Origin of the sequence: Vibrio sp. Vb1337 (genome assembly GCF_033338715.1) — a bacterium.
GTDB classification, from domain to species: Bacteria; Pseudomonadota; Gammaproteobacteria; order Enterobacterales; family Vibrionaceae; genus Vibrio; species Vibrio alginolyticus.
In genome coordinates this window covers 1-19,890 of record NZ_JAWOTD010000023.1, presented here as the reverse complement: position 1 = coordinate 19,890, position 19,890 = coordinate 1, and the positions used below count along the sequence as shown (strand labels likewise).

Sequence of the window (19,890 nt, the reverse complement as noted above, 5' to 3'; positions counted from 1 at the left end):
TTAATTACCTGCTATTGCCTGCTGTAGTGCTTTAATCATTAACAAAGAAGAGGTTGCACCGGGATCTTGGTGGCCAATACTACGTTCCCCCAGATAGCTTGCTCGCCCTTTTTTCGCCAACATTTCAATCGTGGCAACCGCGTTCGTTTCTGCTAGCTCAACCATTTCATTCAGTAAGTGATCGGCGCTCATGCCATTTTCTAACGACGCCTTCACGCTAACTAAAACGGGTAACCAAACATCACACATGGTTTTATCACCCAGTTCCGCTTTACCACGAGACACCACGCCATCCACACCGCTTTTTAGTGCATCGACCAACTCTTCAAACGTTAGTTGCTCTCGAGTTCCGACAGCGGCAGCCGTACGAATAAACAGCGTGCCATACAGCGGGCCACTTGCCCCACCGACACTAGAAAGCAAGGTCATGCCCGTATTCTTGAGAATGCTGCCGATATTTTGGTCCGCAAATTGCGGCAGTTTTTCCGCGACTTTTTTAAAGCCACGGTTCATATTGAGACCGTGGTCGGCGTCACCAATATCACGATCAAGGTCGGTCAGAAAATCTTGATTCTCTTGATACGTTTTTGCACATAACTCTAGCCAGTGAACGATATGTTGTTTTTCAATTTGCATGTTTGCTCCCCCCTCTTACCACTTGATCGCAGCCGTATCGACAGGAGCATCAAACAGCTCCAACATCTCTTTGTCTGCCTTCAGCAACGTAATCGAAACGCCTTCCATATCGAGTGACGTACAGAAGTTACCAACCATATTACGCACGATACGGAACCCTGCTTGCTCGCAGTTATGAGCCAGACGGCGGTACACTCCGTAAAGCTCTGAAGTTGGCGTACCACCCATACCATTCACCATCACGATGTAGTTGTGTTCAGCGGCGAAAGGCTCAATGCTGGATTCCACTTCATCCCATTCACCTTCGTCACGATTCCAAATACGCAATGTGCGCTGATAAGGTGTGTTTTCAGCAACTTCAGCAAACATTTCATCCACTAACGTATCGACATCGGTGTATTTCACTCGCTTGATACCTGGTTCACCATGGATACCAACACCAAACTCCACTTCATCATCTTCCAGAACAAAAGATGGTTTACCTGCTGCGGGTACAACACAAGCATTAAGCGCCACGCCAAATGAACGACAGTGATTATTAACGCGACGAGCCAGCGCTTCACATTGCTCCAACGAATAACCTTTGCTCGCGGCAGCCCCAACTAACTTTTCAACCAATACCGTTCCAGCAACGCCACGGCGACCAGCGGTGTATAGGCTGTCTTTGACTGCAACATCGTCATCCACCAACACCGACCCAACTTTGATGCCATCGGTATGAAGCAACTCCACGGCCGTTTCAAAGTTCAACACATCGCCGGTGTAGTTTTTAATGATAAACAGCACGCCCTCACCGGTATTCACTTGGTTACCACATTCGTACATTTGATCAGGCGTAGGTGAAGTAAATACCTCTCCTGGGCAGGCGCCTGTCAGCATGCCTTTACCAATAAAACCAGCGTGCAAAGGTTCATGACCACAGCCACCACCAGAAACCAGTGCCACTTGCCCCGGAGTTTCCTCATGCCACATGTAACGAGGTTCGTAGTTCGCTTTTAGCTCTGGGCGAGATAAAGCCAGACCTTCCATTTGCTGCAATACAACATCATCAACTTGGTTAATTAACTTTTTCATCGTTCTATCTCATTCCATTTATATTTTTATGTAGGGTATGAATTCATCTTAAACAGAGAAAAATCGTGCTCAACAACAATCAATTCGTTTCATATTGAAACGAAATCTTCGGCATTATTGTTTCAATATGAAACGAAAAACGACAAATTTTCCTGAATAGTGATCGTCGCCATAAAGCATGCTGATGCTTATTACTTCTGACAGTCGGTTTGACACAGAGGTCATAAAAGCATGAAACAAAACCAGAGATATCCTTCACCACTTACCACACCAAACCTAATATAAACCTTATCCCTACAATGGATATCCATTGCAGCCCAAAACACACATAAAAAAGGTTAAAGGTTTGAATTATGGACAAAATTATTATCAGCCCAAGCAAATACGTCCAAGGTGAACAAGTACTTACATCTATCGCTCACTATGTGAAAACATTGGGTGAACGTCCGTTAGTAATTGCCGATGAGTTCGTGACTAACCTGGTTGGTGATGACGTCAAGCAAAGTTTTGCTGACGAAAAGCTTCCACTCACTATGAACATTTTTGGTGGCGAATGTTCGCGCGTTGAGATTGAACGCATCACGGACATTTGTGCCACTCAAAAACACGATGTCATTGTCGGTATTGGTGGTGGTAAAACGTTAGATACAGCAAAGGCTGTTGCGTTTTACACCAAAATTCCTGTCGTGGTGGTTCCTACCATTGCCTCGACAGATGCACCAACCTCAGCGCTTGCGGTGATATACACACCTGAAGGTGAATTTGCAGAATATTTGATGATCCCTAAAAACCCAGACATGGTCATCATGGATACGTCAGTCATCGCCAAAGCCCCTGTTCGCTTACTTGTATCGGGGATGGGCGACGCGCTTTCCACCTACTTTGAAGCTCGTGCCAACATGACTTCTGGTAAGGCAACAATGGCTGGTGGGTTAGCGACGCGTTCAGCACAAGCGCTTGCGAAACTTTGCTATGAAACCTTGCTTGAAGATGGTGTAAAAGCAAAAGCTGCGGTAGAAAATGGTGTGAGCACCAAAGCGGTAGAAAACATTATTGAAGCCAATACATACCTAAGCGGTATCGGTTTTGAAAGCAGTGGTCTAGCGGGTGCTCACGCTATTCATAACGGCCTAACTAAGCTTGAAGAGTGTCATCATCTCTATCATGGTGAGAAAGTCGCGTTCGGCACACTAGTTCAGCTGGTACTAGAAAACGCAGCGATGGAAGAGATTAATACGGTTCTTGCATTCTGCCGCTCTGTAGGTCTACCAACCAACTTATTTGATATGGGCGTTAAAGAGCTTAACCACGCTAAGTTGCGCGAGGTCGCCGAAGCCTCAACGGCCGAGGGAGAAACCATCCACAATATGCCATTCCCAGTGACGGCAGAAAATGTCTACTCTGCAATTCTAACCGCTCACCAGTTGGGTCAATAACTCACCCCCTTAAAGTGGGCTTAAATAAAAAAGCGGCACATACTCTCGCATGTGCCGCTTGGATTTTTGCTGTTAAGCGTAATTACTCAACCGTTACCGCTTTCGCCAGGTTACGTGGTTGGTCTACGTCCGTACCTTTGATCAGTGCTACGTAGTAAGACAGCAACTGCATAGGGATGGTGTAGTAGATCGCCGCCGTGATTTCACTAACGTGAGGCATAGTGATGATCTTCATTGTCTCATCGCCTTCGAAGCCTGCGTCTGCATCTGCGAATACGTATAGAAGGCCGCCACGCGCACGCACTTCTTCAACGTTTGATTTTAGCTTTTCAAGTAGGTCGTTGCTTGGTGCAACCACAACAACAGGCATGTCAGCATCAATTAGAGCCAGAGGACCGTGTTTCAGTTCACCCGCCGCGTACGCTTCTGCGTGGATGTACGAGATCTCTTTCAGTTTTAGAGACGCTTCCATCGCGATTGGGTAGAACTCGCCACGGCCTAGGAACAATGTGTGGTGCTTGTCTGCAAAATCCGTTGCAAGTGCTTCAATTTCTTTCTCGAAAGAAAGTGCCGCGTTGATTTGCTTAGGAAGTGCGTGTAGCGCTTCAACAATCTCTTTTTCTTTCTCTTTGCTGATGCGACCTTGCTCTTTACCCAGTGCTGTTACCAGCATAAGTAGTGCAGAAAGCTGAGTCGTGAACGCTTTGGTTGAAGCCACACCGATTTCAACACCAGCGCGAGTCATGAACGCAAAATCTGATTCACGAACCAGAGAAGAGCCTGCTACGTTACAAATGGTCATCGCCGCCATATAACCTTTCTCTTTTGCTAGGCGAAGAGCTGCTAGGGTATCAGCGGTTTCACCAGACTGAGACAACGTAATCAATAGGCTGTTTGGACGAGTCACAAACTTGCGGTAACGGAATTCAGACGCAATTTCTACATCACAGCTAACGCCTGCAATGTCTTCAAACCAGTAACGTGCCGTCATACCTGCGTTGTAAGACGTACCACACGCCACGATTTGTACGTGTTCTACTTTGCTTAGAATGTCTGCCGCGTGCACACCGATCGCGTCTGTCACAACAGAGTCTGCCGTGATACGACCTTCCATTGTGTTGATCAACGCTTTAGGTTGCTCATAGATTTCTTTTTGCATGAAGTGACGGTATTGACCTTTATCACCTGCATCATGCTCTGCATTAGATTCAACAATTTCACGCTCAACTGGCTCACCCGTTGCATCAAACACAGTGACTTCACGGCGAGTAATTTCTGCTACGTCACCTTCTTCTAGGTACATGAAACGGCGCGTAACGTTAAGTAATGCAAGTTGGTCAGACGCTAGGAAGTTTTCACCTACACCAAAACCGATCACGATCGGGCTGCCTGAACGCGCTACTACGATGCGTGAAGGATCTTTGCGATCCAACGCTACCGTGCCGTATGCGCCTTCAAGTTGTTTTGCTGTTTTTTGTACCGCTTCTAATAGCGTTTCTGAAGTACGAAGTTCCCACTCAACCATGTGTGCGATAACTTCTGTATCCGTTTGCGATTCAAACACGTAGCCACGAGATTGAAGCAGCTCACGCAGCTCTTCATGGTTTTCGATGATGCCGTTATGTACCACTGCGATATCACCAGACATGTGTGGGTGAGCATTGATTTCAGAAGGTTCACCGTGCGTCGCCCAGCGAGTGTGCGCAATACCAGTTCCGCCGATCACTTTTGCTTCTTCTACTGCATCAGCCAATTCTTGTACTTTACCCAAGCGACGAACGCGCGTTAGGTTTGATTCGCCATCAACAACCGCAACGCCAGCAGAGTCGTAACCGCGGTACTCTAAGCGGCGTAGACCTTCAACCAAAATTTCTGCAACATCTCGTTGTGCTACTGCACCTACGATTCCACACATGTGTTTATCTCCGTTTGTAGTTTTGTTCTTCCCTAGCCATGATTTCAAATAGAGGCAGCAAGCAAAGGCCTTTATCCAGAGGGAAGTAAAATATGAAACTGATTACATTATTAGGCGCAAATGACTTTCACGCCATGTTGTTCAATCTGTACTTTATGCTCTGCTTGGATATCTGCATCGGTCACCAACACATCAACTTGATGCCAAGCGAGCTCTAAGTTTGGGATCTTACGGCCGATTTTTTCGGACTCGATCATTACGATCACTTCACGTGACGCTTCTGCCATTACCTTACTTAAGCCAACCAACTCATTAAATGTCGTGGTTCCACGCTCGAGATCGATGCCATCCGCACCGATAAACAGTTGATCAAAGTCGTAAGCTCGTAATACAGATTCGGCTACTTTGCCTTGAAAGGACTCTGAGTGCGTATCCCAAGTACCGCCAGTCATCAGCAGTGTCGGTTCGCTCTCTAATTCATTTAGGGCGTTAGCAACATGCAACGAGTTGGTCATGACCACTAAGCCACGTTTGTCATTCAACTGTTGAATCAGCGCGGCAGTCGTGCTGCCACTGTCGATCACGATGCGATTATGATCGCGAATCAATGATGCTGCTGCTTTTGCTAAGCTTAACTTTCGAGTCGAAACATTAGCGCCCAATTCTTCGTGAATGACTTCCTTTGGGATAGCAATCGCACCGCCATAGCGGCGTAGAAGTTGGCCGTTTTTCTCTAAAGAAGCTAAATCCTTTCTAATCGTGACCTCTGAGGTTTCGAATTTCTGAGCAAGTTCATCAACGCTGACTTCTCCTAGTTCAGAAACCAAGTTAGAAATGGCGTGTCTTCTTAATTGAGTGTTTCGTTTCGACATTTAAGTTTTGATTTTAAGTTTCGATGTGAAACTTATTATAGTCAAACCGAAACTTTTAAGTCCATTTATTTCGATCCAAAAAATTAATATTTCTCGATAAAACCTTGTCCTAAGACAATTCTTAAACAGTGATATTGGATTCATTCAGTGGTAGAATTCGCCACCGAAAAGAAAAAAAATTACAGAATTGAAGGCTATTTTTTTGCAACTTTCTGCATATAAAGTGGGATTAGTCACAAAAAGGTAACCAAAATCGCCGATCTTTTAGTCATAAAATGACTAAACTTGGTGAAAGACTTTCAGAATCTGAAGTTCTAATAATGAGACGAAAAATCGGTGGGTGACAGGTACTAAATGTCATCAAAAACGTCCTGACTTCAGAGTAAATAACCGACTTTCAAATTGTAACTATACTTACCGGAGAGTATCTTCCATGAAAAAGACCAAAATCGTATGTACGATTGGCCCTAAAACAGAATCTGTAGAGAAGCTAACTGAACTAGTTAACGCAGGCATGAACGTAATGCGCCTTAACTTCTCTCACGGTGACTACGAAGAACACGGCACTCGTATCGCGAACTTCCGTAAAGTAATGGAAGCTACTGGCAAACCACTAGCAATTCTTCTAGATACTAAAGGTCCAGAAATCCGCACTATCAAGCTAGAAGGCGGTAACGATGTTGATCTAGTAGCAGGTCAAGAATTCACTTTCACAACTGACACTTCAGTTGTAGGTAACAAAGATAAAGTTGCAGTAACTTACGCTGGTTTCGCAGCAGACCTAAACGTAGGTAACACTATCCTAGTAGACGACGGTCTAATCGAGATGGAAGTTATCTCTAAGACTGAAACTGAAGTTAAATGTAAAGTTCTTAACAACGGTGCACTAGGCGAAAACAAAGGTGTTAACCTTCCTGGCGTTTCTGTAAACCTACCTGCACTATCTGAAAAAGATAAGAACGACCTAAAATTTGGTTGTGAGCAAGGCGTTGACTTCGTAGCAGCTTCTTTCATCCGTAAAGCGTCTGACGTTCAAGAAATCCGTGAAGTACTTGCTGCAAACGGCGGCGAGAACATCCACATCATCTCTAAGATCGAAAACCAAGAAGGTGTTGATAACTTCGACGAGATCCTAGAGCTTTCTGACGGCATCATGGTTGCTCGTGGTGACCTAGGTGTTGAAATCCCAGCTGAAGAAGTAATCTTCGCTCAGAAAATGATGATCGAGAAGTGTAACCGTGCACGTAAGATGGTTATCACTGCAACTCAAATGCTTGATTCTATGATCAACAACCCACGTCCTACTCGTGCGGAAGCAGGCGACGTTGCTAACGCAGTAATGGACGGTACTGACGCAGTAATGCTTTCTGGTGAAACGGCGAAAGGTAAATACCCTGTTGAAGCGGTAACTATCATGGCTCAAATCGCGAACCGTACTGACTCAGCGCTAAAAGCTGAACTAGGTTCTCGTCTAGACAGCCCACGTCTTCGCATCACTGAAGCAGTATGTAAAGGCGCTGTAGACACAGCTGAGAAACTAGCAGCTCCACTTATCGTTGTTGCAACTGAAGGCGGTAAGTCTGCACGTTCAGTACGTAAGTACTTCCCAACTGCAAACATTCTAGCGCTAACAACTAACAAGAAAACTGCTGCACAGCTAGTTCTAACTAAAGGTGTTACTCCTGTAGTTGTTGATTCAATCGAAAGCACTGACGCATTCTACGTAGCGGGTAAAGAACTTGCTCTAGAATCAGGTCTAGGTAACAAAGGCGATATCGTTGTTATGGTTTCTGGCGCTCTAGTTGCTTCAGGTACTACGAACACAGCTTCTGTACACGTGCTATAAGACTGAACTTTTAACACTTCAGTTTCTTGAGAAGGAGGGCTTATGCCCTCCTTTTTTATATGGCTTTCTTGCTCTCATAATAGGCTAATTGTATTATTTACCCCTATCAGAATTTCGTACTGTTTAATTTTATCGTCACGATTAAAGTTTCTATGAGGTGTATGTGTCTAGTCCCACTCTTACCGACAAAGTATTAAGAATGATCCGTCAGGATATTCTCGATGGCGAGCTTAAACCAGGTCAAAAACTCGTGGTTGCCGAACTCAAAGAGAAGTACAACGTAGGAGCGTCACCCATTCGAGAAGCATTGGTGCAATTATCTTGGAGCAAATACGTCAAACTCGAGCCGCAAAAAGGCTGCTGGGTTGCACCTGTATGTAAAGATGAGTTACATGACTTGTACGAAAGCCTGCAAATGGTCTCCGCATGCTTACTCAGTAAGGCAATTATGATTGGCGATGAAAAATGGGAACTGGATGTACTAACTGCTTATCACAAGTTATCCCGAGTCAAACCTGGCGAAAGCTTTTGTTGGAGGGAATGGGAAGAGCGCCAAAATCAGTTTCTTACTGCGCTATTTGAAGGTGTTGGCTCTGTCAATATGTTTGGGTTTTTCCGCGATCTACTCACGCAAATTAAACGCTACCAATACTTCGCGATGCAGATTTTAGGCACAGGGAACCCTGGGCACTGTAATCTCGATGAGCAAGAAATGCTGATGAAGGCATCGCTAGACAAAAAGAGTCAGGATGCTTTAGGTTATCTAGAGCGTTATTTGAGACAGTCAATACAGTGTATCGAAGCCGCCATCGACAACCAATGTCGCATACTGGCTAGCGAATAACGCTGAGACTAAAAAGCGGGGGTCTATCCCCGTTTTTTCGTTTTTGTAAAAGCACTAAGCAATATCATCATAACTATGACATAGCGATACGCAGTTACGCCCTGCACTTTTTGACTCATACAAAGCAATATCAGCACATTTATACGTTCTTGTACGATCAGAGGTTAAATCACTATACCCAGCACTGACAGTAATGCCTCTATCACTACGCATTTGAACCGCGACACGTAGCCTGTTCAATACAATTTCAGCCTCTTCTAGTGTTGTATGCGGCATAATCACTGCAAATTCCTCACCACCGACACGAGATACAAAGTCTGTGCTGCGGACTTCTTCTAGGAGGGTTTCTGCGACACTACAAATCACCTTGTCTCCTTCGTCGTGGCCAAGCTCGTCATTAATACGCTTAAAATGGTCAATATCAAACAACGCCAAACAAGCAGGAGGGCTATCAGGATAGCGTTCAATAATCCCCGCATATTGCGCCAATTGCTCTTCAAATTTTCGGCGGTTCCACAACCCCGTCAAGCCATCTTTTTCGCTTAGGTTTCGTAATTTTTCTTCTAACTCTTTTTGCCCAGAGATATCCACCAGCGACGTAATGTAATAACTCACTTTACCTGATTTGGTTAAATTCGCCTGAATACGCATTATTGCAGTAAAGACTTGATTAAACTTAGTTCGACAACGAATCTCCCCTTCCCATACGTGTTCACTCTTCAGTGTTTTCCAGATACTCAGGTTTGCTTCGAGATCTTCAGGTAAGAGAATTAAATGATGTGCACTCCAACCTTGGGCATGCTTGGTTGAGTAACCCATCATGTTTTCAAACTCTTGATTAACCATGATGATTCTATGTGAAGCATCCGAGATCATCACCGCAGTCATACCATCAAGAGCAGCTCGAGCCAACTTCGATTCCATACTATGACGCCGATAATGCAGAGCAAGGGCTGCCGTCGGCAAAGTGAAGCCGAGCACCAAACTTAGAACAAAAAACGCTTCTTGGATTAAGTCATCAATATCCCTCTGAGCTCGGGATAATAACTGCTCATTGGTAAGATCAATAACCAGATGAAGAGGTTCGCTAGAAACAAACTGGATGGTGCGATACGCGACCAAATTCGAACCATTGTAAGCATAGCCCGAATCTTTTGAATTTAAACTACGCCAAATGTTTGGGTACATCCGGCCAAAATTAAATTGAGAGCGAGCGGGAATTATATGGCCATACAAACGAGCTGATTTAGGGCTATCAATGTAAAATCCGTCACTCTTAATCAGCTCAATATGGAAATCAAGCACTGACGAATAGTTGAGTCGAGAGGATAAATAGTCAATATCAACATTAAGCACAAGATACCCTTCGCGCTTTCCGTTAAGCGAAATAGGCATCAAAATACGCAGTGACGGGCTATAGGGATAGACTAACTCGCCATACTCTCGTTCTAAACCTATCCCCCACGAAGCGATTTCGCCATCGTCTAAGTTCTTAGCGAATTGAAAGTAATCTCGCTCTGACTTATTTTGCAATTTGATCGCGGGCAACGCAGCGCCTGTTTCAATCTCATAATTAATCCTCACTTTTTCTCGACCAGAAACATCAAGAAAGCGAATTTGCTTATACAACTTTTGATTGATTGCGACCGAGATCCACATGTCTTCTAAGATGGAACGGTTCACCCGGTTAGGTTGGCGCAGATATTCATACAGACTTTGGCTGTGACCAAGTAGGTCACTGATCGTTTCGATTTGATCCTGAATATTGCTGTATTCACGGCCAGTATAGGCCAATTGATGTAACGCTTCTTGAGCGGTGTTCTCAACATTGTTTTCTAACAACGTCAGATATTTCTGATAGTAGTAAGCGGCAGTGAGTGCACTAAAAAATAGTGCTGTCGCCAATAAGGTGCCGACTCGCTTAGGTACTTTCACACGTCTAATGCCTATCATGCTTACTAAAACGACAATTATATCATTAATTGTTATTTTCTAAACAAAAAAGCCACTTAGATTAAGTGGCTTTTCTATATGCAATCAGAGAGTTAAGGTTTGAGAGCTCGCTCTCCTCGCGCAATGCCAACGACACCACTACGAGCAACTTCGACAACTTCGGTCACTTCGGATATCGCTTGAATGAAGGCATCTAGCTTTTCACTCGTACCCGCAAGTTGTACGGTGTATTGGGAAGCCGTGACATCCACGATCTGGCCACGGAAGATGTCTGCCGTCCGCTTCACTTCTGCTCGCGCAAAACCACTGGCTTTCACTTTCACCATCATCAGTTCACGCTCAATGTGCTCATACTCGGTGACTTCTTGTACTTTCAGCACATCGATCAGTTTGTGTAACTGCTTCTGAATTTGTTCCAACTGCATCTCATCAGATGTCGTGGTAATGTTCATTCGCGACAGGGTTTCATCATCAGTCGGTGATACCGTCAAAGATTCAATGTTGTAACCACGTTGAGAGAACAAACCAACAACACGAGACAACGCACCCGGTTGGTTTTCCAATAGCAATGAAATAATGTGTCTCATATTAAGTTCTCTCCGTTTTGCTTAGCCACATTTTATCCATACCCTCACCTTTGATTTGCATCGGGTATACGTGTTCGGTTTCGTCTACGTTGATGTCCACAAACACCAGACGATCTTTCATATCCAACGCTTTTTGTAGCCCTTCTTCGAGCTGATCAGGCGTTTCGATACGAATACCGACGTGACCATAAGCTTCTGCAATCGCTGCAAAGTCAGGAACAGAACTCATGTAAGAATTAGAGTGACGACCTTGATAAATAATGTCTTGCCACTGTTTTACCATGCCTAAAAATCGGTTGTTCAGGTTGATGATCTTCACTGGAATGTCGTATTGCATGGCTGTCGACAATTCTTGAATATTCATCTGAATACTGCCGTCACCAGTCACAACCACGACCTCTTCTTGTGGCATGGCAAACTTCACGCCCATGCCAGCCGGAAGACCAAATCCCATGGTGCCAAGACCACCAGAGTTTATCCAACGGCGCGGCTTATTGAATGGGTAGTACAGCGCCGCAAACATCTGATGCTGGCCCACATCAGACGCCACATATGCGTCGCCATTAGTTAGCTTGTGCAGCGTTTCAATTACTTGCTGTGGCTTGATTCGTTCTGGAGACGTTTCATAAGACAAGCAGTTGCGGTCACGCCATACTTGAATGTCATCCCACCATGCGGTGATAGCATCTTGATCATTTCCACTACCTTGCTCTGCAAGCAGCCCGAGCATGGTTGTCAGCACTTTTTCCGCAGAACCTACGATCGGCAAATCCACTTTCACGTTTTTCGAGATCGATGACGGATCGATATCAATATGCATCACTTTTGCGTTTGGGCAGTACTTTTCAAGATTGTTGGTTGTACGGTCATCAAAACGCACACCGATACCAAAAATAAGATCCGCTTCATGCATTGCCATATTAGCTTCGTAAGTGCCGTGCATACCCAACATGCCCAGTGAGTTTTTATGTGTACCCGGGAATGCCCCCAAGCCCATCAAAGTACTCACTACTGGTAGGTTCAGTTTGTCGGAAAGCTCTAAAATATGTTCATGGGCGCCAGAAATCACCGCACCACCACCGATATAAAGCACTGGTTTTTTCGCTTCTAATAGCGATTTAAGCGCTTTTTTAATCTGGCCTTTATGGCCCGAAGTTGTCGGCTTGTAAGAGCGCATAGAAAGCGTTTCTGGATATTGATAAGGCAGTTTGATTTGCGGGTTCATTACATCTTTTGGCAAATCGATCACAACTGGACCAGGTCGACCTGTAGTCGCGATATAAAACGCTTTTTTGATTGTTTCAGGAATATCTTCCGCTTTTTTTACTAAAAAGCTGTGTTTGACCACTGGGCGGGAGACACCGACGATGTCACACTCTTGGAAAGCATCATTACCAATTAGGCTATTCGGTACGTTACCCGAGATAACGATCATTGGGATAGAGTCCATATACGCTGTTGCAATACCCGTAATGGTATTGGTCGCGCCCGGCCCCGAGCACACAAGTACGACACCCGGTTTACCGGTAGCTCGAGCGTAACCATCTGCCATATGAGTGGCGGCTTGCTCATGCCTTACAAGTACGTGTTTGATTTGATCGGTTTTGGCATGCAGTGCATCGTAGATATCCAAAACAGAGCCACCTGGGTAGCCAAAGATCTGCTCTACGTGCTCTTCTATCAGAGATTGAACCACCATCTCTGCGCCTGACAACATTGCTGTCATAATTGCTCTCCTTAGCCAGTTTCCTCACCGTAAGGTCAACGGATTGGTCTGGTTTTACATAGTCTAGGTCTTATTCGTAGCCTAATCGAAATACTTCCACGTTTTCGGCTATGTCTTGCGTTCGTCATAACATCCCGCAAGGTTACCCAACAAATGTAACGTTTTATTATCAAAGGGTCTAATGAGAGATTGGTCTACTTTTTAAACAAGATACTAGTAATTAGAATGTTAGTAGGAATAGCAGCCACACATCTCCTATTTCACAGTACAACCTAAAAAATTAACGCTTAAAAAAAGAACATTATTTCATAAGCTTTTAGCTATAGGGTGCGAAATAGCGTTATTTGACGAGCAAAGCAGAAAAAATCAATGCAAACAAAAATCCCCAGCAATGCGCGATCACATCACTGGGGATTTTTTCATCAATATAAAACCTAAGTCAGCTTAAGTTACTTTTTATCCGACTTTTCCTTATACATTTCTTCAATTTCATCTTGGTATTTGTCATTGATGACTTTACGACGAAGTTTTTGAGTTGGCGTTAACTCACCATCATCCATAGAGAAAGCTCTTGGTAACAATTTAAACTTCTTCACTTGTTCAAACTTTGCCAACTCTTTTTGAAGATCGTTCACACGCTTCTCAAGCATTTCGACCACCTGGTGGTGCTTAATCAACTCAACGCGATCGTGATATTTAATATTCAGCTCTTTCGCGTACTCTTCTAGCGAGTCATAACAAGGCACGATAAGCGCAGAAACAAACTTACGAGTATCCGCAATGACTGCGATTTGCTCGATGAAGTGGTCTTTACCAATCGCACCTTCAATCATTTGTGGAGCGATGTATTTACCACCTGAAGTTTTCATCAACTCTTTGATACGATCGGTGATGAACAAGTTGCCATTTTCATCAATGTAACCAGCGTCGCCCGTTTTTAGAAAACCGTGCTCATCAAAGGTCTTTTCCGTCTCTTCTGGCATTTTGTAATAGCCACGCATCACCATTGGACCACGAACCAGAATCTCGTTGTTTTCGCCGATCTTAACCTGTGCGCCAGGCATCGACATACCAATAGAGTCGGGGTTAAAACATTTATCATCCCAACACGATACTGTCGCCGTGGTTTCAGTCATGCCGTAGCCCAACTTAACGTTGATACCAATCGCATGGAAGAATCGACCGATGGTTTCATCCAGCTTTGCACCACCACAAGGCATAAAGTTGATTTGCCCGCCAAGTAGCGCACGCAGTTTGCTCAGAACCAACTTATCCGCCAAAGCGTATGACTTACGCAGCAAGAGCGATGGCTGACGTTTTTCTTGATGACAAGCGGCCATTTTTGCGCCCATGTTGACTGCCCAAGTAAACATGATCTTACGATGAATCGGCGCGCGAGACACTTTCTCGTGAATCGCAGAGAAGATCTTCTCATAGAAACGCGGTACGGCACACATCACGGTAGGTCGCACCTGGCTCAGTGCATCACGTACTTGCATGGTGTCTTGCAAATAGCAGTTGGTCGCCCCTTTGTACAATACATAAAAGGTCCAAGCGCGCTCAAATACGTGTGACAACGGAAGGAAACATAATGACACGTCACTTTGAGAAAGGCTCAAGCGCTGATCGTGCCCTTCCAATTGCGCCGCAATGTTTGCGTAGTCCAACATAACGCCTTTTGGCTGGCCTGTTGTACCCGAGGTGTAGATGAGCGTGAGTAGATCATCTTCTTTTGCCTGATCTAAACGCGCATCCAATTCAACTTGATATGTAGTGTCGCCTTTGGCAACAAATGCTTGCCAAGAGATAACGAAATCATGATCGCCAAGTTCTATATCATCAGACATCGCAACAATGAGCTCTAACTGTTCGCACTGGTCAAAAATGCTCACTGCTGCATCAAATTGAGGCTGTTCACCAACAAACAGAACTTTGACGTCTGCATTGTTGATGATGTACGCCGACTGAGCGGCAGTATTGGTTGGGTAAATAGGTACTGTCACGCTGCGTAATTGCAGTGCTGCGATATCAGCAATCGTCCATTGCGGCATGTTGTTCGAGAAAATGCCGATCTTATCTTGGACTCCTAATCCCTGAGCCAAAAGTGCAAGTGATAAAGCATCAACTTGCTGACCAAATTGCGTCCACGTAATACCTTGCCACTCCTCACCCACTTTATGCTTGAGTGCAACGCGTGTACCACCGTTCGCAATTTGTTCACGAATACGTTTAACGATATGAAAATCTAACTTGGCCATTCTTTTACTTACCTTTTGGCTTACAGGCGTAAGCTAATTGAGCGAACAAGTGTACTCACGGCTTGCTAAAACGCAACTGACCAGTATCAAACTTATCACTAATAAGAGACAACTATCACTTATACGTCGCGAACGTACCTCAAATTGCTGAATGATTACTCTATTTAACTTACTGTTTCGATTGTTGATTACGAAAACAAAAAGCCCCGAGAGACAAAAATCGCTCGGGGACCAATGAATTGTAAAAATTGATGATTACCAATATGGTCTAATCGAGAAGACCAAACGTCATCTTATTTTGCGGCAACGACTTCACCACAAGTGATCATCAGTTGATCGCGCAGCCAAATGTGGCCTTTATCTTTTTCGCTTGATTCATGCCAGCTTAAGAAGCCGCTGATTTCTTTGTTCGCAAATGGGAAATCAAGAATTTGCAGTTGATCGCTGTTTACCGCATTTTCCGCCATCCAACGTGGTGCAATAGTCACAAGCTCAGATTGACCCACCACGTATAGTAGGTTGCTTAAACTAGAACCTTCATACGCCGCTTGGCAATCCAGTTCACGGTACGCTTGCTCTGAGAAACTACGTTGGCCATGCACTTTCGATAACTTCGCATGCTTTTCGTTAAGCAGTTGCTCAGCCGTCACACCACCTTGAATGCGTGGGTGTGTTTTTGATGCGATAACCACTAATTCATCTTTGAAGATTTCAGTACTTGAGAAACCTTGCTCATCAAAACGAGCGTAGTCGATCACGAAATCAATTTCTTGGTAGCGCATACGCTCAGACAACAAACGGTCAAATTCTGCATCTAGGTGAAGCTGAACGTTTGGTGCTTGTTGATTCACTTTTGCCATGATCTTCGGAGCAAAACGCATGTCACAAGGGCTGCAAATCGCAAGCTTGAATAAGCGAGTCGAAGATTCTGGTTGGAATACAGAGCTAGGAAGTTCATTGCGAATCAGCTGTAGTGCTTGGCGAATAGGGCCAAACAGTTGACGAGCTCGTTGCGTAGGCTGAATACCACGGCCTTGGCGCATGAATAGCTCGTCGTTAAACATCACTTTTAAGCGTGCCACGGCGTTACTTACTGCCGGTTGAGACATGCCTAGGTTATGTGCTGCACGAGTAATATTTTGCTCTTGCATTACAGCATCAAATACAGTCAGTAGGTTTAAATCTACACCACGCAAAGTGCTTTCCATACGGTAGCTAGCAATTGCGCTCATCGCGTCTTTCTTCTCTAACATTGAGTGCGCCTCTTTTGTAATCGTCAACTTTGTTCATTAAATTCATAACGAATAGAATCCCATCTCGCACAAAAGACGGCGGCTGGATTCGAATCATTTTACGAATAGATAACCTAACTTTTTATTATATTTATCGTCCGGATACTTCCGGCTCGAACTGTACTATCAACTAATCGATTGCGGTTTCGCAACTAGATTGATATTTAATCAGTAAATTTTAGCCAATTAGGTATTTATTTGTTAAATAACAAATACTTGATAAAAACATAAAAAACTATAAAACACGTAAAAATGCATTCTTTGAGGACGTATTTAGCAAATTGATAGGACAGGCGGTCAACACAAGCATGCATTTAGCTCAGTTATTAGTTGGAATAAGAACAACAGATGACAGCTATATCTCTGATTGAATTTTGCACTTATCAGTCAAATTATCAGCAAATACACACTGAATAGAAATGAGAGAGGAAGAATAAAAATGCAGCCTTCCAAACAGAAAGGCTGCAACAAAATCGTGTCAAAAATGGAAGGAACAATGTACTTAGAACAACGTACTTAAATGTTCGACACGTAACTTGGAAAATCAACCTGCTCCCACAGCTGTCTGGATAACTCTGCTTTTGAATCCCATGCACCTTGCAGTACCCAATGAACAATAGCCTGAGCAACATCTGGGTATTTCACACTTTCGGCTTGTTGCTCCTTTAGCCACTGGCGTACTGCGGAAATGTCTAAGCTCTCCATCGACATCGCAAGCCCTAAATCTTCTAAGGTCGCAACATTGCTCTGCTGCTCGAATTGACCCGCGAGTGGCTTTAGTAACAATTTTTTCCCCAAAGACAAGGCTTCTGAAGGAAGCTCAAACCCACCATTAGCAATGACACCACTACAGCGATGCAAATGATGCTGGAAGTTGCTGTGGCATAAAGGGCGCAGTTCTATGTTTTCTACCTGCTCACATTCGATCACATCCGGGTGATAACAGATAAACGCTTGTTGATTAAAGTGGAACAATAAGTCCGAGATATCTTCAATCGATTCGAACGGTAGATACACCAACACGAAGTCGTCGTTTTCTGCTTGGCTATCGACGGTATGCACTATCGGTGGTAACAAAGGTTGATCAAAATGATGCCAATGCAAACCAAGGTGGTGTTGAGAAGGCGCAAAGTATTCAATGACGGATTTATCTAACCAACTTGCTCCCTTTAGTGGCACCGGATAACGGAAAGCATTTTGGTGGCTGATACCAATAGAAGGCTTATTTTGTTGTCTCGCTGCCCACGCAGTCACAGGTTCGAAATCATTAATGATAAGATCGTAGGACGATAGATCGAGTTGCTTAACTTCTTTGAAAAACTGCACCAAATTGTTATTCAATGCTGTTTTCGCGTAGTTTACAGAGCCTTTTTCGGTAATAAAGGTGAAGCCTCGGCGAGTCTGGTAATCGCCAAATGCTTCCATTGAAAAGTATTTTTCCGGCGCTCGCCCAGAAAACAAAAAGTCGACCTCAACATCGTGCTCTTTAAACGCATGACTCATCGCCCTTGCGCGTGCAATATGTCCGTTTCCTGTCCCTTGAACACCGTACAAGATTTTCATCAATTAGCCTCCTAACATCGCAATCGCTAATCCACCACAAAGACTGCCAAGCAGTGCACCAATGATGACATCGGTAAAAAAGTGCACACCCAATAAGATTCGCGCGGTTCCGATTAAACTTGCCCAAAAGAATGCAGCAACGTCTAGGCTCGGATAGAAATGATCAATCAGCGTCGCCATGACAAACGCAGCGGCAGTGTGTCCTGAAGGAAGACTATAGCGATCAGAGGGGGTAATAAAAGCAGGAAGGAGTGCACTAAGCTCTTCAGGGCGACGACGCTTAAAACTATTTTTCAGCGTCCAATAAATTGGTAGCTCGATAGCAAAAGCAAGTAAACCCGCCAGTAAAAACCAGACTCCTTGCTCCTTATCTAAATACCAAGCTAATAACCCCAACACCAAGTAAAGATGCCCGTCACCACTGTGGGAAACTCCTTTACTGATATTGGCGACTTGTTGATTAAAACGGTGCTTAAGACAAACACTAGAGAGCGCTAAATCAAACTTAGCAATGGTTGCAATTGGCTGTGTAATTGTCTCTATGGTTCTCATGTGACCTTTCCTTACTTTGACAACGCCTTTTTGTGAAAAGTAGGAGGTTTAGGTGACAACAGCATGACGGGAGTTTGGACAATTAATGACAAAGGCCAAATTAAGGTGTGCCCAACGATTTATCTATTGGGCATAACCATAAAAATAGAACATTAAGAAGGGTTTGATGGTTGCGGTTGAGGGGTGTCTATATACCAGACTTTTCTCTTCTTGCGGCAGGCGCGCAAAGAGCCTGTCGTCATGTCACCATCTTTTGTTAGCTCATAGCTCAGTGAGCGGCAAGTATAGTTTCCCGACAGTTCATGCTCTATACTCGTTTTCTCCGTTTTACTCGAGTTAGGCTCTAGTAGAGGGTTAGGCTGAGTAGATAAAATGTCACGATTTATCACATTGCTGCGCGCATAATCCTTATGGACATAACCTTTTATCACTCCTTTCTGTTCAACGAGAAACCAAGGTTGATCAACCACTTTTGCTAGCACATTAAAGACTTCCCCTTTCGATAATACGCCAAGCTTTGCCCCTTCAAGACTCGGTTTGGAGCGTAGGTTTAATGTGGTCTTAGAGCGGTAAGAGACATCCATAAACTCTACTGGGTTTGAGGTATCGACACCTTCAGTGGTTGGTCGGAAAACTTCCGCTTGCTGTTTCTCACTAGGCTGGACACGGATCTTCCACCAAGAATACGTTTCCGGATCTTTACCTTTAAACTTATTTCGGCTGTCAGACTCAAGGGCAACAAGCATCTGATTCAAGAACGATTCGCGTCCTTCATAACTCAAAAATCGATCCATTTGATCATTGATGACCATGACGCTCTGTGAGTGATCATTCATAACAACGGGGGAAGCCACTTCCACATAGGTCTGCGATTGAAACAGCTGACAACCCGACAAGCTGACCAGAGTAAGTACTATGGCTGAACGTCCAAATTGTTTTGTTAACCTCATTCTTTCCCTAACCCTTATATTTCTTTTACCTAGTGCAACTGCACTACTATAAATGGTCATTCAAAACTTTTGCCAAACAATTCGGACCTTTGTGTGACAAGTCGCAATCCCGATGCTTGTTTTGGTAATGAAACGTCGCAAACTTGATGAGAACTTACTTCTTCTAGCACGTTTCTATCGCATCATGTTGTTTCACTTAGTGCATCATTTTTTTCAAGCAAACGAAAAGACTCATCCGATATGAATAAAAAATCGACTTTAGGGTTGACGCGCTTCATGGAGTGCGGTACTAATTTGTTAACTTAATTATGTGGAAAGCTTAACAACTATGTCAGCTCATTTTTCTATCCTGCTTAGCCTCCTCCTGATCGTGACCAGTTCGCGCG

15 protein-coding genes are annotated in these 19,890 nt (G+C 44.2%); 3 read left to right on the top strand and 12 right to left on the bottom strand.

Going from position 1 to position 19,890, the window contains the following annotated elements:
* Both dhaL and dhaK read right to left on the bottom strand, forming a co-directional pair.
* The gene (gene dhaL, locus R7E42_RS20015) at positions 1-636 is read right to left on the bottom strand and encodes a dihydroxyacetone kinase subunit DhaL (protein WP_005379705.1); all 636 of its coding nucleotides are present in this window, start codon (positions 634-636) and stop codon (positions 1-3) included.
* A 15-nt stretch (positions 637-651) separates the two neighbouring features.
* The gene (gene dhaK, locus R7E42_RS20010; protein WP_064353600.1) at positions 652-1,710 is read right to left on the bottom strand and encodes a dihydroxyacetone kinase subunit DhaK; all 1,059 of its coding nucleotides are present in this window, start codon (positions 1,708-1,710) and stop codon (positions 652-654) included.
* Between the two features lie 353 nt (positions 1,711-2,063).
* On the opposite strand from dhaK, the gene R7E42_RS20005 reads away from it, so the two are divergent.
* Entirely contained in the window at positions 2,064-3,146 is a 1,083-nt protein-coding gene (locus R7E42_RS20005) for a glycerol dehydrogenase (RefSeq protein ID WP_005379703.1), read from the top strand.
* Positions 3,147-3,228: 82 nt separating this feature from the next.
* On the opposite strand, the gene glmS is transcribed toward R7E42_RS20005, so the two are convergent.
* Positions 3,229-5,061 carry a glutamine--fructose-6-phosphate transaminase (isomerizing) gene (glmS, locus tag R7E42_RS20000; protein WP_033906046.1) on the bottom strand — a complete coding sequence of 611 codons (1,833 nt, stop codon included), beginning with the start codon at positions 5,059-5,061 and terminating at the stop codon, positions 3,229-3,231.
* 110 nt (positions 5,062-5,171) lie between these two features.
* A complete protein-coding gene (locus R7E42_RS19995; RefSeq protein WP_005379701.1) occupies positions 5,172-5,933 on the bottom strand; it encodes a DeoR/GlpR family DNA-binding transcription regulator in 762 nt (253 codons plus the stop codon).
* 433 nt (positions 5,934-6,366) lie between these two features.
* Here R7E42_RS19995 and pykF point away from each other — a divergent pair, with 433 nt between their 5' ends.
* Positions 6,367-7,779 carry a pyruvate kinase PykF gene (gene pykF, locus R7E42_RS19990; RefSeq protein WP_005392243.1) on the top strand — a complete coding sequence of 471 codons (1,413 nt, stop codon included), beginning with the start codon at positions 6,367-6,369 and terminating at the stop codon, positions 7,777-7,779.
* 157 nt (positions 7,780-7,936) lie between these two features.
* Complete coding sequence (locus tag R7E42_RS19985; protein ID WP_318072942.1) at positions 7,937-8,623, top strand: GntR family transcriptional regulator; 687 nt, start codon at positions 7,937-7,939, stop codon at positions 8,621-8,623.
* 54 nt (positions 8,624-8,677) lie between these two features.
* On the opposite strand, the gene R7E42_RS19980 is transcribed toward R7E42_RS19985, so the two are convergent.
* The 8 genes from R7E42_RS19980 to R7E42_RS19945 all read right to left on the bottom strand — a co-directional run bounded on the left by R7E42_RS19980 (position 8,678) and on the right by R7E42_RS19945 (position 19,504).
* Positions 8,678-10,558 (bottom strand): GGDEF domain-containing protein, encoded by a 1,881-nt coding sequence (locus tag R7E42_RS19980; protein WP_005379698.1) that lies wholly within the window; start codon positions 10,556-10,558, stop codon positions 8,678-8,680.
* A gap of 110 nt (positions 10,559-10,668) precedes the next feature.
* Positions 10,669-11,163: an acetolactate synthase small subunit gene (gene ilvN, locus R7E42_RS19975; RefSeq protein ID WP_005379697.1), complete on the bottom strand. Its 495-nt coding sequence runs from the start codon at positions 11,161-11,163 to the stop codon at positions 10,669-10,671.
* Between the two features lies 1 nt (position 11,164).
* A complete protein-coding gene (locus R7E42_RS19970) occupies positions 11,165-12,889 on the bottom strand; it encodes an acetolactate synthase 3 large subunit (protein WP_005379695.1) in 1,725 nt (574 codons plus the stop codon).
* A 449-nt stretch (positions 12,890-13,338) separates the two neighbouring features.
* A complete protein-coding gene (locus R7E42_RS19965; protein WP_033906039.1) occupies positions 13,339-15,147 on the bottom strand; it encodes an AMP-dependent synthetase/ligase in 1,809 nt (602 codons plus the stop codon).
* Positions 15,148-15,440: 293 nt separating this feature from the next.
* Positions 15,441-16,400: a LysR family transcriptional regulator CalR gene (calR, locus tag R7E42_RS19960; RefSeq protein ID WP_005379693.1), complete on the bottom strand. Its 960-nt coding sequence runs from the start codon at positions 16,398-16,400 to the stop codon at positions 15,441-15,443.
* Positions 16,401-16,955: 555 nt separating this feature from the next.
* On the bottom strand, positions 16,956-18,002 hold the full coding sequence (locus tag R7E42_RS19955) for an MJ1255/VC2487 family glycosyltransferase (protein ID WP_005379691.1): 1,047 nt from the start codon (positions 18,000-18,002) through the stop codon (positions 16,956-16,958).
* 3 nt (positions 18,003-18,005) lie between these two features.
* Positions 18,006-18,554, bottom strand: coding sequence for a phosphatase PAP2 family protein (locus R7E42_RS19950; protein WP_262630243.1), 549 nt, complete (start codon positions 18,552-18,554; stop codon positions 18,006-18,008).
* Between the two features lie 152 nt (positions 18,555-18,706).
* Complete coding sequence (locus R7E42_RS19945) at positions 18,707-19,504, bottom strand: SH3 domain-containing protein (RefSeq protein ID WP_025768373.1); 798 nt, start codon at positions 19,502-19,504, stop codon at positions 18,707-18,709.
* Positions 19,505-19,890: the final 386 nt, after the last annotated feature.

Excerpts from the sequence above, each read along its gene's own strand:
- R7E42_RS19950 (WP_262630243.1), bottom strand. The coding sequence starts at position 18,554 with ATGAGAACCATAGAGACAATTACACAGCCAATTGCAACCATTGCTAAG.
- R7E42_RS19970 (WP_005379695.1), bottom strand. The coding sequence starts at position 12,889 with ATGACAGCAATGTTGTCAGGCGCAGAGATGGTGGTTCAATCTCTGATA.
- calR (WP_005379693.1), bottom strand. The coding sequence starts at position 16,400 with ATGTTAGAGAAGAAAGACGCGATGAGCGCAATTGCTAGCTACCGTATG.
- dhaK (WP_064353600.1), bottom strand. The coding sequence starts at position 1,710 with ATGAAAAAGTTAATTAACCAAGTTGATGATGTTGTATTGCAGCAAATG.
- R7E42_RS20005 (WP_005379703.1), top strand. The coding sequence starts at position 2,064 with ATGGACAAAATTATTATCAGCCCAAGCAAATACGTCCAAGGTGAACAA.
- R7E42_RS19965 (WP_033906039.1), bottom strand. The coding sequence starts at position 15,147 with ATGGCCAAGTTAGATTTTCATATCGTTAAACGTATTCGTGAACAAATT.
- R7E42_RS19955 (WP_005379691.1), bottom strand. The coding sequence starts at position 18,002 with ATGAAAATCTTGTACGGTGTTCAAGGGACAGGAAACGGACATATTGCA.
- glmS (WP_033906046.1), bottom strand. The coding sequence starts at position 5,061 with ATGTGTGGAATCGTAGGTGCAGTAGCACAACGAGATGTTGCAGAAATT.
- R7E42_RS19945 (WP_025768373.1), bottom strand. The coding sequence starts at position 19,504 with ATGAGGTTAACAAAACAATTTGGACGTTCAGCCATAGTACTTACTCTG.
- dhaL (WP_005379705.1), bottom strand. The coding sequence starts at position 636 with ATGCAAATTGAAAAACAACATATCGTTCACTGGCTAGAGTTATGTGCA.
- R7E42_RS19995 (WP_005379701.1), bottom strand. The coding sequence starts at position 5,933 with ATGTCGAAACGAAACACTCAATTAAGAAGACACGCCATTTCTAACTTG.
- ilvN (WP_005379697.1), bottom strand. The coding sequence starts at position 11,163 with ATGAGACACATTATTTCATTGCTATTGGAAAACCAACCGGGTGCGTTG.
- pykF (WP_005392243.1), top strand. The coding sequence starts at position 6,367 with ATGAAAAAGACCAAAATCGTATGTACGATTGGCCCTAAAACAGAATCT.